This is a genomic window from Bradyrhizobium sp. USDA 4474 (assembly GCF_054057515.1).
This window is the reverse complement of the sequence record NZ_JBSRZJ010000002.1, coordinates 460,925-484,270: the sequence shown is the minus strand read 5'-3', so window position 1 is coordinate 484,270 and position 23,346 is coordinate 460,925. Positions and strand designations below refer to the sequence as shown.

The 23,346-nt window shown below is 64.6% G+C and carries 27 protein-coding genes and 1 pseudogene; 23 read left to right on the top strand and 5 right to left on the bottom strand.

Annotated elements, in window-relative coordinates:
- Window positions 1-34: 34 nt before the first annotated feature.
- The 14 genes from rpsN to ACVW16_RS03985 all read left to right on the top strand — a co-directional run bounded on the left by rpsN (window position 35) and on the right by ACVW16_RS03985 (window position 9,552).
- Complete coding sequence (gene rpsN / locus ACVW16_RS04050; RefSeq protein WP_057745473.1) at window positions 35-340, top strand: 30S ribosomal protein S14; 306 nt, start codon at window positions 35-37, stop codon at window positions 338-340.
- A gap of 14 nt (window positions 341-354) precedes the next feature.
- Window positions 355-753: a 30S ribosomal protein S8 gene (gene rpsH, locus ACVW16_RS04045; RefSeq protein WP_007603034.1), complete on the top strand. Its 399-nt coding sequence runs from the start codon at window positions 355-357 to the stop codon at window positions 751-753.
- A 16-nt stretch (window positions 754-769) separates the two neighbouring features.
- Window positions 770-1,303, top strand: coding sequence for a 50S ribosomal protein L6 (rplF, locus tag ACVW16_RS04040; RefSeq protein ID WP_456704079.1), 534 nt, complete (start codon window positions 770-772; stop codon window positions 1,301-1,303).
- An 11-nt stretch (window positions 1,304-1,314) separates the two neighbouring features.
- A complete protein-coding gene (rplR, locus tag ACVW16_RS04035) occupies window positions 1,315-1,677 on the top strand; it encodes a 50S ribosomal protein L18 (protein WP_007603036.1) in 363 nt (120 codons plus the stop codon).
- Window positions 1,678-1,721: 44 nt separating this feature from the next.
- Entirely contained in the window at window positions 1,722-2,318 is a 597-nt protein-coding gene (rpsE, locus tag ACVW16_RS04030; protein ID WP_092228454.1) for a 30S ribosomal protein S5, read from the top strand.
- A gap of 25 nt (window positions 2,319-2,343) precedes the next feature.
- Window positions 2,344-2,550, top strand: a complete 207-nt coding sequence (gene rpmD / locus ACVW16_RS04025) for a 50S ribosomal protein L30 (RefSeq protein ID WP_092228453.1) — start codon at window positions 2,344-2,346, stop codon at window positions 2,548-2,550.
- Between the two features lie 75 nt (window positions 2,551-2,625).
- Window positions 2,626-3,111 carry a 50S ribosomal protein L15 gene (gene rplO, locus ACVW16_RS04020; RefSeq protein ID WP_456704078.1) on the top strand — a complete coding sequence of 162 codons (486 nt, stop codon included), beginning with the start codon at window positions 2,626-2,628 and terminating at the stop codon, window positions 3,109-3,111.
- Between the two features lie 149 nt (window positions 3,112-3,260).
- A complete protein-coding gene (gene secY, locus ACVW16_RS04015) occupies window positions 3,261-4,592 on the top strand; it encodes a preprotein translocase subunit SecY (protein WP_092228451.1) in 1,332 nt (443 codons plus the stop codon).
- A 274-nt stretch (window positions 4,593-4,866) separates the two neighbouring features.
- A complete protein-coding gene (locus tag ACVW16_RS04010; protein WP_456735441.1) occupies window positions 4,867-5,757 on the top strand; it encodes an adenylate kinase in 891 nt (296 codons plus the stop codon).
- 188 nt (window positions 5,758-5,945) lie between these two features.
- Window positions 5,946-6,314 (top strand): 30S ribosomal protein S13, encoded by a 369-nt coding sequence (gene rpsM, locus ACVW16_RS04005; protein ID WP_014494511.1) that lies wholly within the window; start codon window positions 5,946-5,948, stop codon window positions 6,312-6,314.
- 128 nt (window positions 6,315-6,442) lie between these two features.
- Complete coding sequence (gene rpsK, locus ACVW16_RS04000) at window positions 6,443-6,832, top strand: 30S ribosomal protein S11 (RefSeq protein WP_007603045.1); 390 nt, start codon at window positions 6,443-6,445, stop codon at window positions 6,830-6,832.
- Between the two features lie 110 nt (window positions 6,833-6,942).
- Complete coding sequence (locus ACVW16_RS03995; protein ID WP_092228449.1) at window positions 6,943-7,974, top strand: DNA-directed RNA polymerase subunit alpha; 1,032 nt, start codon at window positions 6,943-6,945, stop codon at window positions 7,972-7,974.
- A 143-nt stretch (window positions 7,975-8,117) separates the two neighbouring features.
- A complete protein-coding gene (rplQ, locus tag ACVW16_RS03990; RefSeq protein ID WP_057745449.1) occupies window positions 8,118-8,534 on the top strand; it encodes a 50S ribosomal protein L17 in 417 nt (138 codons plus the stop codon).
- Between the two features lie 229 nt (window positions 8,535-8,763).
- On the top strand, window positions 8,764-9,552 hold the full coding sequence (locus tag ACVW16_RS03985) for an SDR family NAD(P)-dependent oxidoreductase (RefSeq protein WP_456735440.1): 789 nt from the start codon (window positions 8,764-8,766) through the stop codon (window positions 9,550-9,552).
- A 53-nt stretch (window positions 9,553-9,605) separates the two neighbouring features.
- Here the strand turns inward: ACVW16_RS03985 and ACVW16_RS03980 are convergent, their stop codons facing one another.
- Entirely contained in the window at window positions 9,606-10,619 is a 1,014-nt protein-coding gene (locus ACVW16_RS03980) for a zinc-binding alcohol dehydrogenase family protein (RefSeq protein ID WP_456704074.1), read from the bottom strand.
- A 121-nt stretch (window positions 10,620-10,740) separates the two neighbouring features.
- Between ACVW16_RS03980 and ACVW16_RS03975 the strand changes: the two genes are divergently transcribed.
- Window positions 10,741-11,118 (top strand): winged helix-turn-helix transcriptional regulator, encoded by a 378-nt coding sequence (locus ACVW16_RS03975; protein ID WP_456704073.1) that lies wholly within the window; start codon window positions 10,741-10,743, stop codon window positions 11,116-11,118.
- Window positions 11,119-11,159: 41 nt separating this feature from the next.
- On the opposite strand, the gene ACVW16_RS03970 is transcribed toward ACVW16_RS03975, so the two are convergent.
- Window positions 11,160-12,776, bottom strand: a complete 1,617-nt coding sequence (locus ACVW16_RS03970) for an OprO/OprP family phosphate-selective porin (RefSeq protein ID WP_456704072.1) — start codon at window positions 12,774-12,776, stop codon at window positions 11,160-11,162.
- 315 nt (window positions 12,777-13,091) lie between these two features.
- Between ACVW16_RS03970 and ACVW16_RS03965 the strand changes: the two genes are divergently transcribed.
- From ACVW16_RS03965 to ACVW16_RS03940, 6 genes are all read left to right on the top strand, one after another.
- Window positions 13,092-14,495, top strand: a complete 1,404-nt coding sequence (locus ACVW16_RS03965; protein ID WP_456735439.1) for a DegQ family serine endoprotease — start codon at window positions 13,092-13,094, stop codon at window positions 14,493-14,495.
- Window positions 14,492-15,829 (top strand): replication-associated recombination protein A, encoded by a 1,338-nt coding sequence (locus ACVW16_RS03960; protein ID WP_456735438.1) that lies wholly within the window; start codon window positions 14,492-14,494, stop codon window positions 15,827-15,829. The genes ACVW16_RS03965 and ACVW16_RS03960 overlap by 4 nt, the downstream gene beginning before the upstream one ends.
- A gap of 53 nt (window positions 15,830-15,882) precedes the next feature.
- Entirely contained in the window at window positions 15,883-17,094 is a 1,212-nt protein-coding gene (locus tag ACVW16_RS03955) for an RluA family pseudouridine synthase (RefSeq protein WP_456735437.1), read from the top strand.
- A gap of 223 nt (window positions 17,095-17,317) precedes the next feature.
- Window positions 17,318-18,112 (top strand): ATP12 family chaperone protein, encoded by a 795-nt coding sequence (locus tag ACVW16_RS03950; RefSeq protein ID WP_456735436.1) that lies wholly within the window; start codon window positions 17,318-17,320, stop codon window positions 18,110-18,112.
- Window positions 18,113-18,167: 55 nt separating this feature from the next.
- Entirely contained in the window at window positions 18,168-19,802 is a 1,635-nt protein-coding gene (locus tag ACVW16_RS03945; protein ID WP_456735435.1) for a flagellar hook-length control protein FliK, read from the top strand.
- Complete coding sequence (locus ACVW16_RS03940) at window positions 19,799-20,062, top strand: EscU/YscU/HrcU family type III secretion system export apparatus switch protein (RefSeq protein WP_456704066.1); 264 nt, start codon at window positions 19,799-19,801, stop codon at window positions 20,060-20,062. Before ACVW16_RS03945 ends, ACVW16_RS03940 begins: the two co-directional genes overlap by 4 nt.
- A gap of 130 nt (window positions 20,063-20,192) precedes the next feature.
- On the opposite strand, the pseudogene ACVW16_RS03935 reads toward ACVW16_RS03940, so the two are convergent.
- Window positions 20,193-20,529 (bottom strand): annotated as a pseudogene (locus ACVW16_RS03935) (hypothetical protein); the annotation flags it as partial.
- 119 nt (window positions 20,530-20,648) lie between these two features.
- Entirely contained in the window at window positions 20,649-21,053 is a 405-nt protein-coding gene (locus tag ACVW16_RS03930) for a DUF4260 domain-containing protein (protein WP_456735434.1), read from the bottom strand.
- Between the two features lie 145 nt (window positions 21,054-21,198).
- On the opposite strand from ACVW16_RS03930, the gene ACVW16_RS03925 reads away from it, so the two are divergent.
- Window positions 21,199-22,731: an acyl-CoA carboxylase subunit beta gene (locus ACVW16_RS03925; protein WP_456704064.1), complete on the top strand. Its 1,533-nt coding sequence runs from the start codon at window positions 21,199-21,201 to the stop codon at window positions 22,729-22,731.
- Between the two features lie 38 nt (window positions 22,732-22,769).
- Window positions 22,770-23,117, top strand: coding sequence for a hypothetical protein (locus ACVW16_RS03920; RefSeq protein ID WP_456735433.1), 348 nt, complete (start codon window positions 22,770-22,772; stop codon window positions 23,115-23,117).
- A 9-nt stretch (window positions 23,118-23,126) separates the two neighbouring features.
- On the opposite strand, the gene ACVW16_RS03915 is transcribed toward ACVW16_RS03920, so the two are convergent.
- On the bottom strand, window positions 23,127-23,279 hold the full coding sequence (locus tag ACVW16_RS03915) for a hypothetical protein (RefSeq protein WP_456704062.1): 153 nt from the start codon (window positions 23,277-23,279) through the stop codon (window positions 23,127-23,129).
- Between the last annotated feature and the right edge of the window lie 67 nt (window positions 23,280-23,346).

Genomic DNA, 23,346 nt, shown 5'->3' with positions numbered 1-23,346 from the left:
AAGCCTCTCAAACGCGGATACCCAGGAGCCAAGCATGGCAAAGAAGAGTTCAGTCGAGAAGAACAACCGGCGCAAGCGGATGGTGAAGAACGCCGCCCCGAAGCGCGAGCGGTTGAAGGCGATCATCGCCGACAAGACGCTGCCGATGGAAGAGCGGTTCGCCGCCACCCTGAAGCTTGCGGAAATGCCGCGCAATTCGTCGGCCACCCGCATCCGTCTGCGTTGCGAGCTGTCGGGTCGCCCGCGCTCCAACTATCGCAAGAACAAGCTGTCCCGTATCGCGCTGCGCGACCTTGGCTCCAAGGGCATGGTCCCGGGCCTCGTCAAGTCGAGCTGGTAAGGAGGGTCGTTTAGATGTCTACGCACGATCCAATCAGCGATCTGATCACCCGTATCCGCAACGCGCAGATGCGTTCCAAGAACAAGGTCTCCACCCCTGGTTCGAAGATGCGCGAGAACGTCCTCGAAGTGCTGAAGAGCGAGGGCTACATCCGCGGTTACGCGACCCTCGAGCACTCCTCGGGCCGCAGCGAGATCGAGATCGAGCTGAAGTATTTCGACGGCGAGCCCGTCATCCGCGAGATCGAACGTGTTTCCAAGCCCGGGCGTCGCGTTTACGCCTCGGTGAAGAACCTGCCGCGGGTCAATAACGGACTCGGTATTTCGGTGTTGTCGACGCCGAAGGGGATCATGGCCGACCACAGTGCGCGTGAAGCGAACGTGGGCGGTGAAGTCCTCTTCACGGTGTTCTGAGAAGGATTTTTGATCCATGTCACGTGTTGGCAAAAAGCCTGTGGCGGTGCCGTCCGGTGTGACCGCGACCGTCGATGGGCAGACCGTCAAGATGAAGGGGCCGAAGGGCCAGCTTCAGTTCGTCGTTCATGACGACGTCGAGGTGAAGCTTGAGAGCGGCCAGATCAAGGTCAAGCCGCGGGCTGAGACCAACCGCGCGCGGGCGCTGTACGGTACCGCTCGCGCCCAGGTCGCGAATCTGGTCGAAGGCGTCACCAAGGGGTTCGAGAAGAAGCTCGAAATCACCGGCGTCGGTTACCGCGCCGCGATGCAGGGCAAGAACCTGCAGCTGGCGCTCGGTTACAGCCACGACGTGATCTACACGATCCCGGAAGGGATCACGATCACCGTGCCGAAGCCGACCGAGATCACGGTGGCGGGCAGCGACATCCAGCGCGTCGGCCAGGTCGCCGCTGAGATCCGCTCCTATCGCCCGCCGGAGCCCTACAAGGGCAAGGGCGTGAAGTATGTTGGCGAATTCATCTTCCGCAAGGAAGGCAAGAAGAAGTAACGGAGCCGGTCATGTCCAAAGCCAAGGTTACGAATGCCCGGCGCAAGCGGAGTGTGCGGCTGAAGCTGCGCCGCTCCGGTGGTGGCCGTCCGCGTCTGTCGGTGTTCCGCTCGTCCAAACACATCTACGCCCAGGTCATCGACGACTTGAAGGGCGAGACGTTGGCCTCTGCCTCCTCGCTCGAGAAGTCGATGCGGGACGGCGGCAAGACCGGCGCCGACATCGATGCGGCGAAGGCGGTCGGCAAGCTACTGGCCGAGCGCGCTGCCGAGAAGGGTGTCAAGGAAGTCGTGTTCGATCGCGGCAGCTATCTCTACCACGGGCGCGTCAAGGCTCTTGCCGACGCTGCGCGCGAGAGCGGGCTGAGCTTCTAACAGAATTTAAGGATTGAGGCGCAAGCCTCTGAAGGATTGGAAAAATGGCAGAACGCGAACAACGTGGTGGACGCGATCAACGCGGCGGCGGCGGACGTGAACGCAGGGAGCGCGAGGAGCGCGACAGCGAGTTCGTCGACAAGCTCGTGCACATCAACCGCGTCGCCAAGGTCGTGAAGGGCGGCAAGCGCTTCGGTTTCGCCGCGCTGGTCGTGATCGGCGATCAAAAGGGCCGCGCCGGCTTCGGTCACGGCAAGGCGCGCGAAGTTCCCGAGGCGATCCGCAAGGCCACCGAGTCCGCCAAGCGCAACCTGACCCGCGTCTCGCTGCGTGAGGGCCGTACGCTGCATCACGACATTGCCGGCCGTCATGGCGCGGGCCGTGTCTACCTGCGTGCAGCTCCTGCCGGTACCGGCATCATCGCCGGCGGCCCGATGCGCGCCGTGTTCGAGACGCTCGGCGTCCAGGACGTGGTGGCCAAGTCGATCGGCTCGTCGAACCCGTACAACATGGTTCGCGCGACCTTTGACGCGCTGAAGCATCAGGATAGCCCGCGTTCGGTCGCGGCGCGCCGCAACATCAAGGTGTCCACCCTCCAGGGTCGTCGCGTCGGCGGCGATGCCGAGGCGGCTGCGGACTAACCAACGCTTTTCGGAGTAGACCACGATGGCCAAGGACGCCGCTAAGTCCGCAAAGACGATCAAGCTCGAGCAAACCGGCAGCGCGATCCGCCGCCATCACTCGCAGCGTTCGACACTGATCGGACTCAAGCTCAACAAGATCGGCCGCACCAGCGAACTGCCGGATACCCCGGCGGTCCGCGGCATGATCGAGAAGGTTCACCATCTCGTCCGCATCGTCGGCGAGAAGTAAAACAGGGCGCATGATCCCGAAAAGTGGATACCGGTTTTCGGGCCAGATCATGCGCAAGACACAAGGAGCAGGGCGATGAAGCTCAGCGATATCGCCGACAACGCCGGCTCGCGCAAGAAGCGCATGCGCGTTGGCCGTGGCATTGGTTCGGGCAAGGGCAAGCAGTCCGGCCGCGGCGGCAAGGGCCAGACCGCACGTTCGGGCGTGCGCATCAAGGGCTTCGAAGGCGGTCAGATGCCGTTGCATCGCCGTCTGCCCAAGCGCGGCTTCAACAACATCTTCCGCGTCGAGTACGCCGAGATCAATCTCGACCGTCTGCAGGACGCGATCGATGCCAAGAAGCTCGAGGCCGGCAGCGTCGTCAACGTCGAGGCCCTGGTGAAGGCGGGCGTGCTGCGCCGCGCCAAGGCCGGCCTGCGGCTGCTCGGCCGCGGTGAGCTCAAGGCGAAGCTGAACATCGAGGTCCACGGCGCCACGAAGTCCGCGATCGAAGCGGTCGAGAAGGCCGGCGGTTCGGTGAAGATCCTCGCCCCTGCCAAGGAAGAAGGCGAGGCGGCGTAACAACTGCGTCATTGGCCCGCGCCTCGCGGGCCTTTACGCATGCGGGACGATGGACTTATCGAAGCCGAAGCCCCAGATAATGTCCGGCGTCCGCTAAATAGCCCGGCCGCGGGTATGACGGCGCAAAAGGCGGCGGGAGAAAGTCCAATATGGCCTCTGCAGCGGAACAACTGGCAGCCAACCTCAATTTCGGCGCGTTCGCCAAGGCCGACGAACTGAAGAAGCGCATCTGGTTCACCCTGGGTGCGCTACTCGTTTATCGGCTGGGAACCTACATCCCGCTGCCCGGCATCGATCCGAACATCTGGGAGCAGGTGTTCAAGTCGCAGGCAGGCGGCATCCTCGGCATGTTCAACATGTTCGCCGGTGGCGGCATCCACCGCATGGCGATCTTCGCGCTGAACATCATGCCGTACATCTCGGCATCGATCATCATCCAGCTCCTCACGACCGTCTCGCCGCAGCTCGAGGCGCTGAAGAAGGAAGGTGAGGCGGGCCGCAAGACGCTGAATCAGTACACCCGCTATCTCACGGTGATCCTGGCCGCGTTCCAGTCGTACGGCATCGCGGTCGGCCTCGAAGGTGCCGGCAACGTCGTCAGCGACCCCGGCATGTTCTTCCGTCTCTCCACCGCGATCACGCTGACCGGCGGCACCATGTTCCTGATGTGGCTGGGTGAGCAGATCACCTCGCGCGGCATCGGCAACGGTATCTCGCTGATCATTCTCTCCGGCATCGTCGCCGAGCTGCCGGCGGCGCTCGCCAACATGCTCGAGCTCGGCCGTCAGGGCGCGATGTCGACCGGCCTGATCCTGGTCGTGATCGTGATGGCCGTGGCCGTCATCGCCTTCATCGTGTTCATGGAGCGCGCCCAGCGCCGGCTCCTGATCCAGTATCCGAAGCGCCAGGTCGGCAACAAGATGTTCGAGGGCCAGTCCTCGCATCTGCCGCTCAAGCTCAACACCTCGGGCGTGATCCCGCCGATCTTCGCGTCCTCGCTGCTGCTGCTGCCGACCACGGTCGCGAACTTCAACGCGGGCAAGGGGCCGGAATGGTTCCAGTGGATCACCACCCAGCTCGGCCACGGCCGTCCGCTGTTCCTGGTGCTCTATCTCGCGCTGATCGTGTTCTTCGCGTTCTTCTACACCGCGATCGTGTTCAACCCGACCGAGACCGCGGACAATCTGAAGAAGCACGGTGGCTTCATCCCGGGCATCCGTCCGGGCGAGCGCACGGCGGAATATATCGACTACGTGCTGTCGCGCATCACCGTGCTCGGTGCGATTTACCTGGCGATCGTCTGCTTGATCCCGGAAATCCTGATCTCCTATGCCTCGGTGCCGTTCTATTTCGGCGGCACTTCGCTGCTGATCGTCGTCAGCGTCACCATGGATACCGTGGCGCAGGTGCAGGGCTATCTGCTGGCTCATCAGTATGAAGGCCTGATCCGCAAGTCGAAGCTGCGGGGCCGGCGCCGCTAAGGCGCGGCGTCCTCTCCAGGCGGCGCATCTGCGCCGCCGATTCGCTGCGCAAGCAACGCGCGGCCCGCCAGGGCGATCAGCCAGCCGTTCGGCGACATCGGCAGGGCTGCTCTCGCGGCGGCGCAATCCCTGGTTTCAAAGGCCTTCTTGGCGTCCGGGCATTTGCTCCCCTATGATATGGGTAGCGGTACGGCGTTGATTATGATTTGCACTGTTGCCGAGTTTCAAACACGGGTGCGCGACATATCGCTCACCCAATGGGGGGCGTACGCCAATGAGAATTATACTTCTGGGACCACCAGGATCGGGCAAGGGCACCCAGGCGCAGCTGCTGGTGCAGCGCTATGGCATCGTCCAGCTCTCGACCGGTGAGATGTTGCGTGCAGCCGTTGCGGCGGGGACGCCGGTCGGACTGAAGGCCAAGGAAATCATGGCCAGCGGCGGGCTCGTGCCTGACGAGGTTGTGGTGGGAATCATCTCCGACCGTATCGACCAGCCGGACGCCAAGCATGGCTTCATCCTCGACGGCTTCCCGCGCACCGTGCCGCAGGCCGAGGCTCTAGATGATCTGCTCCGGCACAAGCACCTCAAGCTGGACGCCGTGATCGAGCTTCGCGTCAACGAGAGCGCGCTGCTGAGCCGGGTCGAGACCCGCGTCGCCCAGATGCGGGAGCGCGGGGAGGAGGTCCGCCTTGACGACACCCCGGAGGTCCTGACCAAGCGGTTGGCCAGCTACCGCAGCCAGACGGAACCGCTGATTCACTACTATTCCGAGCGCCGGAAGCTGTCGACCATCGACGGCATGATGGCCATCGACGAGGTGACCCGTGCCATCCATCGCCAGCTGCTGGCGCTGGGCGCGGTCGAGCCCAAGACGCATGGGAAGTCGCATGGGAAGTCGCGTGCGCGCAGTGCAGCCAGGGCGGCGCCCGCCAACAGGGCGGCCGAAAAGACCAAGTCCGCCAAGAAAGCAGCCAAAAAGCCGGCGAAAGCGGCTCCAAAGACAGCCAAATCGGCCAAATCCGCCAAAAAGGCCGTGAAGGGCACCAAAAAGGCAGGAAAGAAGACAGCCAAGAAAACGGCTAAAAAGGCCGCCAAGAAGACCGTCAAAAAGGGTGCCAGAAAGGCCGCAAAAAAGGTCACGAAAAAGCGAGCCAGGCGCTAGCGGCGGTTGACGAAAGCCCCCTGAATCCCTTAATAAGCCCCGCATCCAAGTCGGATAGTTTCAAACGATGCCGGGCCCCAGGAAGACCAGGGGTGGGCGTCGTGTTCGCGTTTGTGAACACCTGCCCGAGAAACATAAGCACTTAAAGCCCGATTCCTGACGAGGGATCGGCAACAGGAGAGAAGGCCGTGGCCCGTATTGCCGGCGTGAACATTCCGACCAACAAGCGCGTGCTGATCGCGCTCCAGTACATCCATGGCATCGGCCAGAAGATCGCTGGTGAGATCCTCGAAAAGGTGAAGATCCCCGAGGATCGTCGGGTCAATCAGCTCAGCGACGCTGAAGTGCTCCAGATCCGCGAAGTCATTGACCGCGACTATCTCGTCGAGGGCGATCTGCGTCGCGAAGTCGGCATCAACATCAAGCGTCTGATGGACCTCGGCTGCTATCGCGGCCTGCGTCATCGTCGCGGTCTGCCGGTGCGCGGCCAGCGCACCCACACCAATGCGCGTACGCGCAAGGGTCCGGCCAAGGCCATCGCCGGCAAGAAGAAGTAATTCGACGCGAATGGCGAATGGGGAGCAGCGAATGGATTCGTTCGCCGCTCGCCATTCGCCACTCGCATTTTCACAGGTGTAGCCGCTGGCATTACGGCGGCGTTTGAGATCTCCAGGAAAGGTAGTCTATGGGCAAGGAAGCCACCCGCGTTCGTCGTCGTGAGCGCAAGAACATCGCCTCCGGCGTCGCGCACGTGAACTCGTCGTTCAACAACACGACCATCACCATCACCGACGCGCAGGGCAACACGATTGCCTGGTCTTCCGCCGGCACGATGGGCTTCAAGGGCTCGCGCAAGTCGACCCCGTACGCCGCGCAGGTGGCTGCCGAGGACGTGTCGAAGAAGGCGCAGGAGCACGGCATGCGCACGCTGGAAGTCGAAGTCGCCGGTCCGGGTTCGGGCCGTGAGTCGGCGCTCCGTGCATTGCAGGCCGCGGGTTTCACCGTCACCTCCATCCGCGATGTGACCACGATCCCGCACAACGGTTGCCGTCCGCGCAAGCGTCGGCGCGTCTGATACGACGTTGCGGGCGCTTGTCGCCCGCGATGGTTTTTTAAGGAGCCGCGGGACTGATCCGCGGCCTTTCTCCAACGCCAGTATTTGAACCTTCAAATCGACTGGCCTGTATGGGTGAAACAGTGACGATCCAGAAAAATTGGCAAGAACTGATTCGGCCGAACAAGCTCCAGATTCAGCCCGGTAGCGATTCGACCCGCTTTGCGACCATCGTCGCCGAGCCGCTCGAGCGTGGCTTCGGCCAGACGCTCGGCAACGCGCTACGCCGCATCCTGCTCTCCTCGCTGCAGGGCGCCGCGGTGCAGTCGGTGCACATCGACGGCGTGCTGCACGAGTTCTCCTCGATCGCCGGCGTCCGCGAGGACGTCACCGACATCGTGCTGAACATCAAGGACATCGCGATCAAGATGCAGGGCGAGGGCCCCAAGCGCATGGTCGTGAAGAAGCAGGGCCCTGGTGCCGTCACCGCCGGTGACATCCAGACGGTCGGCGACGTCGTGGTGCTCAATCCGGAGCTGCAGATCTGCACGCTGGACGAGGGCGCCGAGATCCGCATGGAGTTCACGGTCTCCACCGGCAAGGGCTACGTGCCCGCCGAGCGCAACCGTCCCGAGGACGCGCCGATCGGCCTGATCCCGGTCGACAGCCTGTACTCGCCGGTTCGCAAGGTCTCCTACAAGGTCGAGAATACCCGCGAGGGCCAGATCCTCGACTACGACAAGCTGACCATGACGATCGAGACCAACGGCGCGCTGACGCCGGATGATTCCGTGGCCTACGCCGCGCGCATCCTGCAGGATCAGCTCAACGTGTTCGTCAACTTCGAAGAGCCGCGCAAGGAAGTCGCCCAGGAGATCATCCCGGACCTCGCCTTCAACCCGGCCTTCCTCAAGAAGGTGGACGAGCTCGAGCTCTCGGTGCGTTCGGCCAACTGCTTGAAGAACGACAACATCGTCTATATCGGCGACCTCGTGCAGAAGTCGGAAGCGGAAATGCTCCGCACCCCGAACTTCGGCCGCAAGTCGCTGAACGAGATCAAGGAAGTGCTGGCCCAGATGGGGCTGCATCTCGGCATGGAAGTGCCGGGCTGGCCGCCGGAGAACATCGACGAGCTCGCCAAGCGCTTCGAAGATCACTACTGAGTTTGGCGAATTGGGAGTGGCGAATAGCGAACGACAATTCGCTCCTCGCCGTTCACCACTCGCTATCTGGGCGAACGCAGGCAGCCCACCTGAGCAACATGTCCGACGAACCGTCGCGGCAGTTTCAAGTAAGGACACTACACATGCGTCACGGCAAGGTTCATCGGAAGCTCAACCGCACGGCCGAGCATCGCCGCGCGATGTTCGCCAACATGGCGGCCGCGCTGATCAAGCACGAGCAGATCGTCACCACTCTGCCCAAGGCCAAGGAGCTTCGCCCCATCGTCGAGAAGCTCGTCACCCTCGGCAAGAAAGGCGGCCTGTCCATGCGCCGCCAGGCGATCTCCGAGATGCGCGACAAGGACCAGGTCAAGAAGCTGTTCGACGTGCTGGCGCCGCGCTACAAGGACCGCCAGGGCGGCTACACCCGCATTATCAAGGCGGGCTTCCGTTACGGCGACAACGCCGCGATGGCGGTGATCGAGTTCGTCGACCGCGACGTCGATGCCAAGGGCCAGGACTCCGGTCCGGTGCAGGCGAAGGAAGCCGAGGCGGCGTAAGCCAGCCGGTATCGGGATTTCAGAAAGCGGCGCCCCTGGGCGCCGCTTTTTTGTATGGCGCGGCGACGTCTCATGAGGACACCGGCATGACGCCGCAGGACCTCGATGCCATCGTCGTCTTTGTCCGGACACTGCCCATCGCGCAGGTAAATCTCACGCATCGGTGAGCGGCGATTGCAGCCGCCCATGCGGGGTACGATATCCTCGTCACCACCGATGGAGATTGCGTATGAAGATCGACCTGTCCGGAAAGACTGCCCTCGTCACCGGCTCGACCGCCGGGATCGGCCACGCCATCGCCAAGGGCCTCGCCGGCTCGGGCGCGAGCGTCGTCATCAACGGACGCGGCCAGGACAAGGTCGATGCGGCCGTGCGCAAGCTGGAGGGGGCGGGCGCCAAGGTGCGCGGCATCGCCGCCGACGTCTCGACCGCGGCGGGATGCAAGGCGCTCGTGGCTGATCTGCCCGAGGTCGACATCCTCATCAACAACGCCGGCATCTTCGAGCCGAAAGACTTCTTCGAGATCCCGGACGAAGACTGGAGCCGATTCTTCGAAGTCAACGTGATGAGCGGCGTGCGGCTGTCGCGCGCCTATATGAAGGGCATGCTTGGGCGCAACTGGGGCCGCATCGTTTTCATCTCCTCGGAATCCGGGCTCAACATTCCCGTCGAGATGATGCACTACGGAATGAGCAAGACGGCCCAGCTCGCGGTCGCGCGTGGCCTCGCGCAGCTCACCCGGGGGACCGGCGTCACCGTGAACTCGGTGCTGCCTGGTCCGACCATGTCCGAGGGCGTCGAGACCTTCGTGAAGGATCTCGCCAAGAAGAACGGGCAATCGGTCGACGAGGCCGCTGCCAATTTCGTCAGGCAGCATCGCCCGAGCTCTTTGATTCAACGCTTCGCCAGCGTCGATGAGATCGCGAACATGGTGGTCTACGTCGCCTCGAAGCAGGCGTCAGCGACCAATGGCGCGGCGCTGCGCGCCGAAGGCGGCATCGTCAACACGATCGCCTAGGCCGGGCGCAAGGGTGGGTTAGCCGCAGGCGTAACCCACCCCAACGACATGTTCTACCACCCCTCCAGCACGATCTTGCCGCGCGACTTGCCGCTCTCCAGCAGCGCATGCGCGCGCTTGAGATTGGCTGCGTTGATCGTGCCGAAGGTCTGGTCGAGCGTGGTGCGCAGAACGCCCTTGTCGATGAGATCGGCGACGTCGTTCAGCAGATGATGCTGCGCGATCATGTCGGGTGTCTGGAATGAGGAGCGCGTGAACATCGATTCCCAGTGCACCGAGATCGCCTTGCCCTTGAACGTGCTCATGGTGAATTCCGGCGGATCGTCGATCAGGCCGAACCGGCCCTGCGGCGCCATGAACTCGGCGATCGACTTGTAGTGCTGGTCGGTGAAGGTGAGGCTCGCCACCAGCGCGACCGGCGGCACCTTGAGCTCTTCGATCTGCTCCTTCATCGGCTTGCCGTGATCGATCACCGCATGCGCGCCGAGATCGAGGCACCATTTCTGCGACTCCGGCCGCGTTGCAGTCGCAACCACGGTAAGGCCGGTGAGACGGCGTGCCAGCTGGATCAGGATCGAGCCGACACCGCCGGCGCCGCCGGTGATCAAGAGCGTTCGCGGATCGACGCTCTTGCCGGGCACCGCGCCGAGACGATCGAACAGCAATTCCCAGGCGGTGATGGAGGTGAGGGGAAGCGCGGCGGCCTGCGCGAACGACAGCGACTTCGGCTTGTTGCCGACGATGCGCTCGTCGACCAGATGGAATTCGGAATTGGTGCCCTGGCGCAGGATCGAGCCGGCGTAAAACACCTCGTCGCCCGGCTTGAACAGCCTGACCTCGGGGCCGACGGCGTCGACCACGCCGGCCGCATCATAGCCGAGAATTTTGGTCTCGCCCTCCGGCGGGGCGGCGCGCTTGCGCACCTTGTAATCCACAGGATTGGCCGAGATCGCCTTCACGGCGACGCGGATGTCGCGTCCCCTGGGCTCCGGCTTTGCGGTTTCGAAATCGATCAGCGCATCCTGATCCTCGATCGGTAGCGACTTCCTGTAGCCGACGGCCTTCATGGCTTGTCTCCATCAGATGGCGTATTCGCCTGCCGCTCTAACTGTCGCCCCGGCTTCAATTTGGCAAGTACTGTAAATTCGGGGATATAGTGCCCGTTTGGATACTATCGGGGAAATAAGCATGAAACGGCGCGATTTTGCCCGTCGTCCCGGCTGCTCGGTCGAGGCGACGCTGGACCTGATCGATGGCAAATGGAAGGGCGTGATCCTCTATCACCTCCAGAGCGGCACAAGGCGCTTCGGCGAATTGCGACGCATGATGCCCAGCGTCACCCAGCGCATGCTGACCAAGCAGCTTCGCGCGCTGGAGGAGGACCAGCTCGTCATCCGCAAGGTCTATGCCGAAGTCCCGCCGCGGGTGGAGTATTGCCTTTCCGAGCTCGGCGAGAGCCTGCGGCCGGTGATCGACATCCTGAAAGCCTGGGGCGAGAGCCACCAGCAGCGGCTCGCCTGCGCGCCGCCGCCGGTCGCGGCGAACAAGCCGAAGCGGGCGGCGTGATCGTCCGGGAGCAGCTCGCGCCGCTTTCGGACGAGATCGTCTCAGAATGCGAACTGCGTACGCATCGCCACGGCGTCGAAGCCCGAGCCCGTATTCGCGAACGCGCTCGGCGGCAGCGTCTGCTTGGAGACGGTGCCGTGCAGGTAGTCGAGCATGAACCGGACGTTGCCGTTGACGTACCAGTTCAGCGCCAGCGTGTAGACGTTCTGGCGTCCGCCCGCGACGCCGTTGGCGCTCGCAAGCTGATCGTTGAGGTCGATCGTCGAGAAGCGTCCCGCGATTTCCCATGCGCCCCAGCCGCCGCCATCGAGCGAGAACGGGTGCGCCGGCTTGACGCCGTTATAGGCCGCGTTTGCCGCATTGTAAGTCCGACCCTCTCCGGTCAGCACGTAGCCGGCTTGCGCATAGCCGCCCTGGAATTTCAGGCTCGGCGCGCCGACCAGCGGCACGCCGGTATTGGCGGTGCGGTCGACGTTGTACCAGAAGTACTCACCCTGGACGATGAACGAACCGTAGGTCGCAGCCGCTTCGACGCTGTAGACTTGGGCGCCCGAGACATTTGCGATCGCCCCCGTCGACACCAGCGTCGTCGGGTCGAGCCGCAATTCCGGACGATCGCTCAGCGTGACGGTCTGCGTATTGGCGATGAGGTTGCGCGGCGGCTGGATCAGCCATTGTGCGTCAGCACCGATATGCACCGAGTAGTCCTTGCCGCTGATGGGATTGCCGGCAACGCGCGCCACCGCGCCGTATTGCTCGCTCGTGCCCGCCGGCGCCGCGCTCGAAGCGGAGTGGATGGCGCCCGTCGAAGGTCCGGTGACATAGCCGCCGATCCAGAGCTGATCGTCGAACCAGCGCGTGCCGGCTGCCGAGCGGAAATCTCCGGCGGCGATGTTGGTGGCGATCACGCCGGCCGAGGCGCGCTCCATGAACATGATGTCGTTGGAACTCGTGGCCTCGTCCATGGTGTAGGGCAGGTCCATGATGCCGGCTTCGACGGCCATGCGGCCGCCGAACGGTTTTAGTCCGGTGTAGCTGAGATAGGCGTTCTCGACGCCGGAGACCCCGCCACCGGGCAGCGATCCCGGCGCTGCGCCGCCGAACCCGTCCGACGAGCCGCCGAAATCATAGACAAGCGCGAAGTTCCAGTCGTCGAAGAATTTGCCGGCGAGGCCGATGCGCGCGCGGCGGACGTTCTCGCCGCTGTCCAGCCTCTGCGGCACGGTGGCCGCCGTGTTGGGACGATAGTCGTAACCGCCGACGTCCCAATGCACGCGGCCGGTGATCGCGACGCAGTTCGCTTGATCGGCGGTGCAAATGGTCGGCCGGTTGTTCGGCATGGTCACGATCACGCCGGCCGTTGGGGGGGCGCCTTTGACCGGGAATGCCGCATTGGCGTTGGCGACGACGGCCTTCGCCTCCGAGCGCGCTTCGGCTTTGGCCTCGGCCTTCGCTTCGGCCCTGGTCTTTGCTGCTGCCGCCGTGTTCGCCGCGGTCTGGTTCTGCAGCTTGTCGAGCTTCCGCTCCAGCAACTTCAGTTGCTGCTTCAGGAGCGCGATCTCCTGTTCGCTGTTGCTTGCCGATTGGGCCTGGGCCTGCGAGGCCGCCAGCGCGCCGGCGAGACCAATCGCCGTGGCCGCTATTCTTGTCCTGCTCATGTCGTGACTCCATCCTTTGACGAACTTCCCCAAGTCGAGAACGCGAGAGCCTAAGACTGATCGATGACTGCCCCGCGACGGTGAACGCCGGTTGCCCAGTTCCCATTGACGCCGATTCGCCGCAGCCGAATCTGCCCAGCACGAGCATGCAAGCTGACGCACATCATGCCAATCCACCAAGCCAAGCAAATTGCGATTTCGCACGCGAGGCTTGTATGCCCGTGACGCCGGGCGAGGACTGAATATTGCCGTCGGGCGCCCTTCTATTGGGAGACGAACGCGCCTATATTCCGGCGTCTTTTCCGAGAGGTAGGAATGTTTCGAGCGAACTGGACCGCCGTCGTCACGGCTCTGTGCATAGCCTTTTCGGCCCACTTCAATCCGGCTGCCGCGCAGGACCGTCGCGTTCCGTCCTCGCCGGCCGAACTGCGGCTGTCCTATGCGCCGATCGTGCAGCGGGTGCAGCCTGCGGTCGTCAACGTCTATGCCGCCAAGGTGGTGCAGAACCGCAATCCGCTGCTGGACGACCCGATTTTCCGCCGTTTCTTCGGCGGCGGCGAGCAGCAGGAGCAGGTGCAGCGCTCGCTGGGTTCGGGCGTGATCGTCGATTCCTCCGGACTCATCGTCACCAACGTCCACGTCATCGAAGGCGCCGACCAGGTGAAGGTGTCGCTGGCGGACAAGCGCGAGTTCGAGGCGGAGATCGTGCTGAAGGATTCCCGCAGCGATCTTGCGGTGTTGCGCCTGAAGGACACCAAGGAAAAATTTCCGGCGCTCGAATTCACCAATTCGGACGAGCTGATGGTCGGCGACGTCGTGCTCGCGATCGGCAATCCCTTCGGCGTCGGTCAGACCGTGACCCACGGCATCATCTCGGCGCTGGCGCGCACGCAGGTCGGCATCACCGACTACCAGTTCTTCATCCAGACCGACGCTGCGATCAATCCCGGCAATTCCGGCGGTGCGCTGGTCGACATGAACGGCCGGCTTGCCGGCATCAACACCGCGATCTACTCGCGCTCGGGCGGCTCGCAGGGCATCGGCTTTGCGATTCCCGCCAACATGGTGCGCGTCGTCGTCGCCTCCGCCAAGAGCGGCGGCACGGCCGTGAAGCGGCCTTGGCTCGGCGCGAAGCTGCAGGCGGTGACGGCAGAGATCGCCGAGAGCCTCGGCCTGCGCTCGCCGACCGGTGCGCTGGTCGCGAGCGTCGTCCCCAACGGCCCCGCGGCGCGGGCCGGGTTGAAATCCTCCGACCTCATCACCGGAATCGATGGCCAGGCCGTAGACGACCCCAACGCGTTCGACTACCGCTTCGCCACCCGTCCGCTCGGCGGCACCGCGCAGATCGACGTGCAGCGCGGCAGCAAGCCGCTCAAGCTGACGATCGCGCTCGAGACGGCGCCGGACAGCGGCCGTAATGAACTCGTCATCACCACGCGTTCGCCGTTCCAGGGTGCAAGGATCTCCACCATCACGCCGGCGGTGGCCGACGAGCTGCATCTCGATGCCGACACCGAGGGCGTCGTCGTCACCGACATCGGCGATGGCACGGCTGCGCAAAATGTCGGCTTCCAGAAGGGCGACATCATCCTGTCCGTGAACAGCCAGAAGATCGCCAGGACCAGCGACCTCGAGAAGGCCGCGAAGGAGCAGCCGCGACTCTGGCGCATTGCGCTGGTGCGCGGCGGCCAGCAGATCAACGTCACGCTGGGCGGATGAGTCCGAAGCGACCACGGCAGACCCCAACTCTCTTCGCCGCGGCGGGGCTCGATCAAGAAGCGCCGCATCCGCTGCCTGATAGGCTGCGGCCGCGTGCACTGTCGGAGGTCGTCGGCCAGGATCACATCCTCGGCCCCGACGGCGCGCTGACGCGCATGCTGGAGACGCGCACGCTGGGATCGTTGGTGTTCTGGGGCCCGCCCGGCACCGGCAAGACCACGGTGGCCCGGCTGCTCGCGGACGCGACGGACCTGCATTTCGAGCAGATCTCGGCGGTGTTCTCCGGCGTTGCCGATCTGAAGAAGGCCTTCGACGCCGCGCGGGCTCGCCGCGAGATGGGCAAGGGTACGCTGCTGTTCGTCGACGAGGTGCATCGCTTCAACCGCGCGCAGCAGGATTCGTTTCTGCCGGTCATGGAAGACGGCACGGTGGTGATGGTCGGCGCCACCACCGAGAACCCGTCATTCGAACTCAACGCGGCGTTGCTCTCTCGCGCGCGCGTCCTGGTATTTCGCTCGCTCGATGCCGATGCGATCGAAAAGTTGTTCGCGCATGCCGAAGAGGTCGAGGGCCGCAAGCTGCCGCTCGATGCCGAGGCGAGGTCCGTGCTGGTGCGTATGGCCGATGGTGACGGCCGCGCCTCGCTGACGCTGGCCGAAGAGGTCTGGCGCTCGGCACGGGCCGACGAGATTTTCAATGCCGCGCAATTGCAGGACATCCTGCAGCGCCGCGCGCCGATCTACGACAAATCGGCCGATGGCCACTACAATCTGATCTCGGCGCTGCATAAATCGGTGCGCGGCTCTGATCCTGACGCCGCGCTCTACTATCTCGCGCGCATGCTCGATGCCGGCGAAGACCCGCTGTTCCTGGCCCGCCGCGTCGTGCGCATGGCGGTGGAGGACATCGGGCTCGCCGATCCGCAGGCGCTCGTCATCGCAAATGCGGCGAAAGACGCTTTCGACTTCCTCGGTCACCCCGAAGGAGAGCTCGCGATCGCGCAGGCCGTGGTCTATCTCGCCACCGCGCCGAAATCGAACGCGGTCTATACGGCCTTCGGGGCGGCGATGCAGGTGGCAAAACAGGCCGGCTCGCTGCTGCCGCCCAAGCACATCCTCAATTCCCCGACCAAGCTGATGAAGTCTGAGGGCTACGGCGCCGCCTACGAATACGACCACGACGCCCCCGACGCCTTCTCCGGCCAGGACTACTTTCCGGAAGCCCTGGGCCGCCAGACCTTCTACGACCCGCCCGAGCGCGGTTTCGAGCGGGAGATCCGGAAGCGGCTGGATTACTGGGCCAAGCTGCGCAAGGAGCGGGGTGGGAAGGGCTGAAAACGGGCCATTTCGCCGTGACGGGGGCCGGCTTTTAGGGTACGCAGACGACCATGAGCCGCCGTATCAAGAGAATGAACCCAAAGCCCCGCGAACGCGACGAGCGCAAGGAATCGCGCCCGTTGAAGGCACGAAGCGCGAAGGCCGGACCGCGTCCGGGCGGCAAGCCCGGCAGCAAGCCGCCGCGTTTCGCCGGCGAGCGCGCCGAGCGGCGTCCGCCGAAGGCTGAAGCGGAGCGAGCCGCGCCGGCAAAACCCGTCGAGGCGCTGCTGCCGACCAAGGTGCAGACCGTCACTGTCACGGCGGACGAGAACAACATGCGCGTCGATCGCTTTCTCGAGGCGCGCTTTCCCGGCCTGTCGTTTTCCCATATCCAGCGCGTCGTGCGCAAAGGCGAGCTGCGCGTTGACGGCAAGCGCGTCGACAGCAAGGACCGCCTGGAGGAAGGGCAGAGCGTCCGCATTCCGCCGCTGAAGCTCGACACGCCGAAGGCCGCAGGTGAACTCTCGGAGGGCGCGCAAAAGACGCTGGCCGCGCTAAAGGAGATGACGATCTACGAGGACGACGACGTTCTCGTCCTGAACAAGCCCGCCGGCCTTGCCGTGCAGGGCGGCTCGGGCATGACGCGGCACATCGACCAGATGCTGGAGGTGATGCGCGATTCCAAGGGCCAGAAGCCACGCCTCGTGCACCGCATCGACAGGGAAACGTCGGGCTGTCTTTTGATCGCCAAGACGCGGTTTGCCGCCTCGCATCTGACCGGCGCCTTCCGCTCGCGGTCGGCTCGCAAGACCTATTGGGCGCTGGTGCCGGGACTTCCGAAGCCGAAGCAGGGCCGCATCTCGACCTTCCTTGCGAAGGAGGAGAGCGAGGACGACACCATCATGCGCATCGCCCAGCATGGCGACGAGGGCGCCAGCCACGCGGTGACGTACTATGCCGTGGTCGAGACCGCCGGCAACAAGCTGACCTGGGTGTCGCTGAAGCCGGTGACGGGGCGCACCCACCAGCTGCGCGCCCACATGGAGCACATCGGCCATCCCATCGTCGGCGATCCCAAATATTTCAACATCGAGAATTGGCAGCTGCCGGGCGGCCTGCAAAACCGGCTGCACCTGCTCGCAAGGCGTATCGTCATTCCGCATCCGCGCGGCGGCTTTATCGACGCCACCGCGCCGCTGCCGCAGCATATGCAGCAGTCGTGGAATTTGCTCGGGTTGGACGCCAGCCGGTTCGACCCGATCGAGAACGCGCCGGAGGAGTAGTTGAGCCTGCGCTGTTAGCCCCGTCGTTGCGGGGAGGCCGCGACAAAATGCCGAAGCCTTCGCAGCTACCAAGAGCAGCGCGATCCAATCAGCGAATTAGTGAACATCGACAGCAATGACGGTGTGGAGACAGCGCAAGTTCCCTCATCCCCGCCGCTCGCTTTATCGGCCATAGGTCTTATCTTAAAAGCCCAGCATTCAGCGACCGGGACCGAATACTCACATGCGCGAATTGTTCGAAGAAGCAGCCAGCCAGCCCCCGCCGGACCCGCGGGAATCGGCGCGTGCCTCCGCGCGCACGCCGCTGCGCAAACGCTTCTACAAGGAGGTGGGCGTCCTCGAGGCCGAGGGCGGCTTTGCCATCACCCTCGACGGCAGGCCGATCCGAACCCCTTCCACGCGCCAGGTGGTGATCCCGGCGCGGGCGCTCGCCGACGCCGTTGCCGCGGAATGGGCCGCCCAAACCGAGACGATCGATCCGGTGACGATGCCGCTGACGCGGATCGCCAACAGTGTGGTCGAGGGCGTCGTCGACCGCGTCGAGCTCGTCACGGATGACCTCGCAAAATACTTCGAGACCGACCTGCTGTTCTATCGCGCCGGCCACCCCGAGGGGCTGGTCGCCCGCGAGGCCGCGCATTGGGATCCCGTGCTGTTCTGGGCCGCGGAGGCGCTGGGCGCGCATTTCATCCTGTCCGAGGGCATCATGCATGTGAAGCAGCCGGACGAGGCGCTCCGGGTCGCCCGCGCGGCGCTGCCTGATGATCCCTGGTCGGTGGCTGCCCTCCACATCGTGACGACCCTGACCGGCTCGGCGCTGCTGGCGCTGGCGCTGGCGCATGGCGTGCGCGACGCCGATCAGGTCTGGGCCGCCGCCCATGTCGATGAGGACTGGAACATCGACCAATGGGGCGTGGACGAGGAGGCCGCCGCCCGGCGGGCCAGCCGCTTGAGGGATTTCGAAGCCGCCGTAGCGGTTTTGACGGCCGTGAATCCGCCCGGGGTCAAAGGTCCTTAACGAGAGGTTTACGCCGCGGCCTTAGGGTGGGAGCACGTTCTCTCGGGCCCCCTAGATGGCGACGCCGATAAGCTCGATCATTCCCGTCAGTGCCGCCAGCCTCGTGGCTGATGCGGCCACGCCGGATCTTGTGCTTCAGGCCGGCAGCGTCGTCGACGCCAAGGTCGTCAGCGTGCTCGCGGACAATCTGGTGCGGATCGCGATCGCCAACCTCTCGATGGACGTGATGTCCGAGGTGTCGCTGACCCCGGGTCAACATCTCCAGCTCGCGGTATCGCGGAACGACGGCACCATCAGGCTGGCCGTCGTCAATGGGGCGGGCGAGGCGAGCGCCGATCAGGTCACGCTGACGCCGACGGCCGCCTCGCTGGTCGACAGCCCGTCCCTTGCGCCGTCAATGACCTCAGTCCGCAATTCCTTGACCCCGACCGAGCAGGTCGCCGTCACGGTCGCATCGGCCGAGGCCGCGACCAAACAGGGCAGCCAGGCGCCATTGTTTGCCAATCTGGCGTCGGTCGTCAGCGGCAGCGATCTGCCTGCTGGCCTGAAGCAGGCGGTGCTGGAGGTGCTGGCGCAACAGACGCCGCTCGACACTGCGCTGGATGGCGGCGATATCGAATCCGCCTTCCAGAAATCCGGCCTGTTTCTCGAAGCCTCGCTGGCCGCGGGGGCGACGCCATCGTCAGGTGCGGTACCGGATTTGAAGGCCGCGCTGCTGGTGCTGCGCCAGACGCTGGCCGTGACCTCAGCCACGCTCGAGCCCGCCGCGCCGCCGATGCAGGCCCTTGCGATTGCGACGAATGCCGTCACGCCGCAGCAGAATGCAGCTCCGGCGCTGCAGGTGGCCGGCGAAGCTGTGCAGACGGCGTTGCCAGGGCCCGAGGCGGGGGGCGCTCAACTCACGCAAATGCCGCGCGACGCCGCGCTTGCGGTTGCCGTGCTGAAAGACATGGCCGGCGAAACGGCGCAGGCAGCACTGCGGCGGGCCATCTCCGCAGGCCTTGCCGCAAGCTTGCTGCAGGAGGTCACGCAAAACCTGCCGCGCATGACCGGCAATGTGCCTGGCACGAACAAGGTGCTGCCTGACGGGCATGTCTTCGAAGCGGCCGGGCGTACGCCGCCGCCGCCGCCGTTCCGCGGCGCGGGTCCGTCGCCGCAGGCAATCGCCTCACCATCACTGACGCTGAATGCGCCGCTCGCTGCGACCGTGCATCGCCTGCTCGACGATACCGATGCCGCGCTCGCGCGGCAGACCCTCCTGCAAGTCGCTTCACTGCCCGACCGCGTCGATGCCGGCGGCCATCGCATCGATCCGAGCGTACCGCAGTGGAATTTCGAGATTCCGTTTGCGACGCCGCAGGGCACCGCGATGGCCCAGTTCGAGATATCGCGCGACGGCGGCAACGAAACGCCAGACACCGCCAAGCGCGCCTGGCGCGCGCGCTTCACGCTCAATGTCGAGCCGGCGGGCCCCGTGCATGCGCTGGTCACGCTCAACGGCGACAAGACCTTTGTGCGGATGTGGGCCGAGCGGCCGGCGACGGCGCAGCAACTCCGCGCCGGCATCGGTGAGCTCAATCAGGCGCTGACCAAGGCCGAGCTCAAGCCCGGCGACATCGTCGTGCGCGACGGCACCCCGCCGCAACCCGCGCCGGCCCGCGCCGGGCATTTCCTGGATCGCGCCACATGAGCGAGGAGTCCAAGCTCGCTATCGCGCTGCATTACGAGAAGGGCAGCGGCGCGCCCGTGGTCGTCGCCAAGGGCAAAGGTACGATCGGCGCCAAGATCGTCGAGATCGCCAGGGCCAACGACATCCCGATCGAGGAGAACGAGATCCTGGCCGGCGCGCTTTCGAAGGTCGAGCTCGGCGAAGAGATTCCGCCGGACCTCTACAAGGCCGTCGCCGAAGTGCTGGTGTTCGTGCTGCGGCTGTCGGGCCGAGCGCGCTAGCGCATCAGGTTGATCGGGCTCGTCATTGCGAGGAGCTCTTGCGACGAAGCAATCCAGGCTGTCACCGCGGAAAGACTCTGGATTGCTTCGCTACGCTCGCAATGACGGAGAATTTGGCACCGACGCGGGCCTATCCCAGCTTGAACAACGTCTGCAAAAATTCCACCACTGCTTTTCGCGAGGCCTCGGCCGTGGCGGGATTGCCGCCGACATGTGGATTGAGCTCGACGCAGGGGTCCTTGTAGGTGAAGGGCGCGTTGGTATCGCCGTTCATCAGCACGCAGCCGTCGCCCTCCGTGTGTGGCAATTGCGCACGGTCTGGGCATTGGCCGACACGGTGACCGAGGCGACGCCGAGCAGGCCGCTGTCAAAACCGTGCGCGCTGCGGCGAACTGCACGCCCGACTTGTTCCAGAGCTTGTGGAAGCGGTCGAGGCTCGCATAGAGCGTCGCCTGGCCGCCGCGCGATCCGTCGTCTTCTTCGCCGTCAGCGCCTGATCGGATCTGGAGCAAGCCTGGATCGGCTGGTCCGGTCAACTGATCAGCGCGGGCAAATCGCGCTCATCCCGCCGCGCGTGCACGGGGGATCAGGCGCTTTTCTGGCGGCCGATCCGCCCCAGATGGGTGAAGCCGAAGCCGGCGTCATATTTCAGGCCGTAGCCCAGGGCCCGGTCGATGCCGATATGGGCGAGCCAGATCAAGGCGATGGACAGGGTCAACGGCGAGGAGAACCCAAAGCCCAGCGTCATCAGCGCCACCGGCGCCATGTAGCTGTGGGCGGCGTTGTAGACCAGCGCGCCGAGTCTGGCGTCCGACAGGTACGCCAGGAAGCTCAGATCCGGCACCAGGAAGAGCAGGGCGTAGAGCCACCAGGAGCCGCCCCAGGTCGCATAGAGCGCGGTCATGGCCGCGAACAGCGCGAGCCCCTCGAGCCGCAGCAGGATCCTGACGCCTCCGGTCACGGCACCCGTGCCAACTGCGCTCTCGTCCATGGTTCACCTCTCAGCAAAACTCTGGAATTCCTTGCGCCTTCAGGCTACCTCAAGGCAGCCCTGCGGCGCCGAAAGCCGCTTTCCGGCGCGCAAAATGCCGTGTTAGAACCCGCTTCACTTAAGGCTTAAGAACTGGCGGGAGCAAATGAAACATATCCTGGACGCCCTCGAAGACCGTCGCGCCGGCGCAAAGCTCGGCGGCGGGGAGAAGCGCATCGAGGCGCAGCACGCCCGCGGCAAGCTGACCGCCCGCGAGCGCATCGAGCTCTTGCTCGACAAGGGATCGTTCGAGGAGTTCGACATGTTCGTCGAGCACCGCTCCACCGAGTTCGGCATGGAGAAGAACAAGATCCCCGGCGACGGCGTCGTCACGGGGTGGGGCACCGTCAACGGCCGAAAGACCTTCGTCTTCGCCAAGGATTTTACGGTGTTCGGCGGCTCGTTGTCGGAAACGCATGCGCTGAAAATCACAAAACTCCAGGACATGGCGATGAAGGCGAGGGCGCCCATCATCGGCCTCTATGATGCGGGCGGCGCCCGCATCCAGGAAGGCGTCGCAGCGCTCGCCGGCTATTCCTACGTGTTCCGCCGCAACGTGCTTGCCTCGGGCGTGATCCCGCAGATCTCGGTCATCATGGGGCCATGCGCCGGCGGCGACGTCTATTCGCCTGCCATGACGGACTTCATCTTCATGGTGAAGAACACCAGCTACATGTTCGTCACCGGCCCCGACGTGGTGAAGACCGTCACCAACGAGGTCGTCACCGCGGAAGAGCTCGGCGGCGCCTCGGTGCACGCCACGCGCTCTTCGATCGCGGATGGCGCCTTCGAGAACGACGTCGAGACGCTGCTGCAGATGCGGCGCCTGATCGACTTCCTGCCGGCTAACAACACCGACGGCGTGCCGGAATGGCCGAGCTTCGACGACACCGCCCGTATCGACATGTCGCTCGATACGCTGATCCCCGACAATCCGAACAAGCCCTACGACATGAAGGAGCTGATCCTGAAGGTCGTGGACGAGGGCGACTTCTTCGAGATCGCGGAGAGCTTCGCCAAGAACATCGTCACCGGCTTCGGCCGTATCGCCGGCCGCACCGTCGGCTTCGTCGCCAACCAGCCGATGGTGCTGGCAGGCGTGCTCGACAGTGACGCCTCGCGCAAGGCCGCGCGCTTCGTTCGTTTTTGTGATGCCTTCAACATCCCGATCGTGACCTTCGTCGACGTTCCGGGCTTCCTGCCGGGCACCGCGCAGGAGTATGGCGGCCTGATCAAGCACGGCGCAAAGCTCTTGTTCGCGTACTCGCAATGCACCGTGCCGCTGGTGACGGTCATCACCCGCAAGGCCTATGGCGGCGCCTTCGACGTCATGGCCTCCAAGGAAATCGGCGCCGACATGAATTACGCCTGGCCGACCGCCCAGATCGCGGTCATGGGCGCCAAGGGTGCGGTCGAGATCATCTTCCGCTCCGACATCGGCGATGCCGACAAGATCGCCGCCCGCACCAAGGAATACGAGGACCGCTTCCTGTCGCCGTTCATTGCCGCCGAGCGCGGCTACATCGACGACGTCATCATGCCGCATTCGACCCGGAAGCGGATCGCGCGGGCACTGGCGATGCTGAAGGACAAGAAGGTCGAAGCGCCGGCGAAGAAGCACGACAATCTGCCGTTGTAGAATCCGCTTTGCAATCGGGATCTGGTAACCGCAATCCCATGACCGACGACGATCTGATCGACGAAATCTCCGACATCGAGGATCGGATCGAGCGGCTCGCCGGGATCGCCGAGCGTTGCCGGAAGTACATCCTGGCGTCCAAGATCGCGATCGGGGGCGGCGCGGTATTACTCCTGGTCACCATCCTCGGGTTGTCTGGATTGGGTCAGACCGCCACGCTCGGCTCGATCGCGCTGGTGCTCGGCGGCATCGTCTCGCTCGGCTCGAACGTCAGCACGCTGCGGCAGTCGGAGGATGCGATCGGTGCTGCCGAGGCGCGCCGCGCGGCACTCATCGGCGGGATCGATTTGCGCGTGGTGGCCGATACGCCGATGAAGCTGGTGTGACGCGCCGCCTTATGCAGCAGTCCTGACGGTCAAGAGCTCCAGCTCCGCGCGACATTCGGCGGCGAAGGCTCGCAGCCGTTCCGCGGTTTGCGGATCGAGGATCGCCTTCGCCAGGCGCTCGGCGCGGGCTACCTGCTCTCTGAGATAGTCGATGCGGGTCATGGGTCACCTTCCACCTCGACAATTTGAAGCAAATTGCTTCGTTCCAGCGGCCGTGAGCCTATGGCTA

What these genes read in the sequence shown, in the direction of transcription:
- rpsN (WP_057745473.1), top strand. Translation starts at nt 35, where the DNA reads ATGGCAAAGAAGAGTTCAGTCGAGAAGAACAACCGGCGCAAGCGGATG.
- rpsH (WP_007603034.1), top strand. Translation starts at nt 355, where the DNA reads ATGTCTACGCACGATCCAATCAGCGATCTGATCACCCGTATCCGCAAC.
- rplF (WP_456704079.1), top strand. Translation starts at nt 770, where the DNA reads ATGTCACGTGTTGGCAAAAAGCCTGTGGCGGTGCCGTCCGGTGTGACC.
- rplR (WP_007603036.1), top strand. Translation starts at nt 1,315, where the DNA reads ATGTCCAAAGCCAAGGTTACGAATGCCCGGCGCAAGCGGAGTGTGCGG.
- rpsE (WP_092228454.1), top strand. Translation starts at nt 1,722, where the DNA reads ATGGCAGAACGCGAACAACGTGGTGGACGCGATCAACGCGGCGGCGGC.
- rpmD (WP_092228453.1), top strand. Translation starts at nt 2,344, where the DNA reads ATGGCCAAGGACGCCGCTAAGTCCGCAAAGACGATCAAGCTCGAGCAA.
- rplO (WP_456704078.1), top strand. Translation starts at nt 2,626, where the DNA reads ATGAAGCTCAGCGATATCGCCGACAACGCCGGCTCGCGCAAGAAGCGC.
- secY (WP_092228451.1), top strand. Translation starts at nt 3,261, where the DNA reads ATGGCCTCTGCAGCGGAACAACTGGCAGCCAACCTCAATTTCGGCGCG.
- ACVW16_RS04010 (WP_456735441.1), top strand. Translation starts at nt 4,867, where the DNA reads ATGAGAATTATACTTCTGGGACCACCAGGATCGGGCAAGGGCACCCAG.
- rpsK (WP_007603045.1), top strand. Translation starts at nt 6,443, where the DNA reads ATGGGCAAGGAAGCCACCCGCGTTCGTCGTCGTGAGCGCAAGAACATC.
- ACVW16_RS03995 (WP_092228449.1), top strand. Translation starts at nt 6,943, where the DNA reads ATGGGTGAAACAGTGACGATCCAGAAAAATTGGCAAGAACTGATTCGG.
- rplQ (WP_057745449.1), top strand. Translation starts at nt 8,118, where the DNA reads ATGCGTCACGGCAAGGTTCATCGGAAGCTCAACCGCACGGCCGAGCAT.
- ACVW16_RS03985 (WP_456735440.1), top strand. Translation starts at nt 8,764, where the DNA reads ATGAAGATCGACCTGTCCGGAAAGACTGCCCTCGTCACCGGCTCGACC.
- ACVW16_RS03980 (WP_456704074.1), bottom strand. Translation starts at nt 10,619, where the DNA reads ATGAAGGCCGTCGGCTACAGGAAGTCGCTACCGATCGAGGATCAGGAT.
- ACVW16_RS03975 (WP_456704073.1), top strand. Translation starts at nt 10,741, where the DNA reads ATGAAACGGCGCGATTTTGCCCGTCGTCCCGGCTGCTCGGTCGAGGCG.
- ACVW16_RS03970 (WP_456704072.1), bottom strand. Translation starts at nt 12,776, where the DNA reads ATGAGCAGGACAAGAATAGCGGCCACGGCGATTGGTCTCGCCGGCGCG.
- ACVW16_RS03965 (WP_456735439.1), top strand. Translation starts at nt 13,092, where the DNA reads ATGTTTCGAGCGAACTGGACCGCCGTCGTCACGGCTCTGTGCATAGCC.
- ACVW16_RS03960 (WP_456735438.1), top strand. Translation starts at nt 14,492, where the DNA reads ATGAGTCCGAAGCGACCACGGCAGACCCCAACTCTCTTCGCCGCGGCG.
- ACVW16_RS03955 (WP_456735437.1), top strand. Translation starts at nt 15,883, where the DNA reads ATGAGCCGCCGTATCAAGAGAATGAACCCAAAGCCCCGCGAACGCGAC.
- ACVW16_RS03950 (WP_456735436.1), top strand. Translation starts at nt 17,318, where the DNA reads ATGCGCGAATTGTTCGAAGAAGCAGCCAGCCAGCCCCCGCCGGACCCG.
- ACVW16_RS03945 (WP_456735435.1), top strand. Translation starts at nt 18,168, where the DNA reads ATGGCGACGCCGATAAGCTCGATCATTCCCGTCAGTGCCGCCAGCCTC.
- ACVW16_RS03940 (WP_456704066.1), top strand. Translation starts at nt 19,799, where the DNA reads ATGAGCGAGGAGTCCAAGCTCGCTATCGCGCTGCATTACGAGAAGGGC.
- ACVW16_RS03930 (WP_456735434.1), bottom strand. Translation starts at nt 21,053, where the DNA reads ATGGACGAGAGCGCAGTTGGCACGGGTGCCGTGACCGGAGGCGTCAGG.
- ACVW16_RS03925 (WP_456704064.1), top strand. Translation starts at nt 21,199, where the DNA reads ATGAAACATATCCTGGACGCCCTCGAAGACCGTCGCGCCGGCGCAAAG.
- ACVW16_RS03920 (WP_456735433.1), top strand. Translation starts at nt 22,770, where the DNA reads ATGACCGACGACGATCTGATCGACGAAATCTCCGACATCGAGGATCGG.
- ACVW16_RS03915 (WP_456704062.1), bottom strand. Translation starts at nt 23,279, where the DNA reads ATGACCCGCATCGACTATCTCAGAGAGCAGGTAGCCCGCGCCGAGCGC.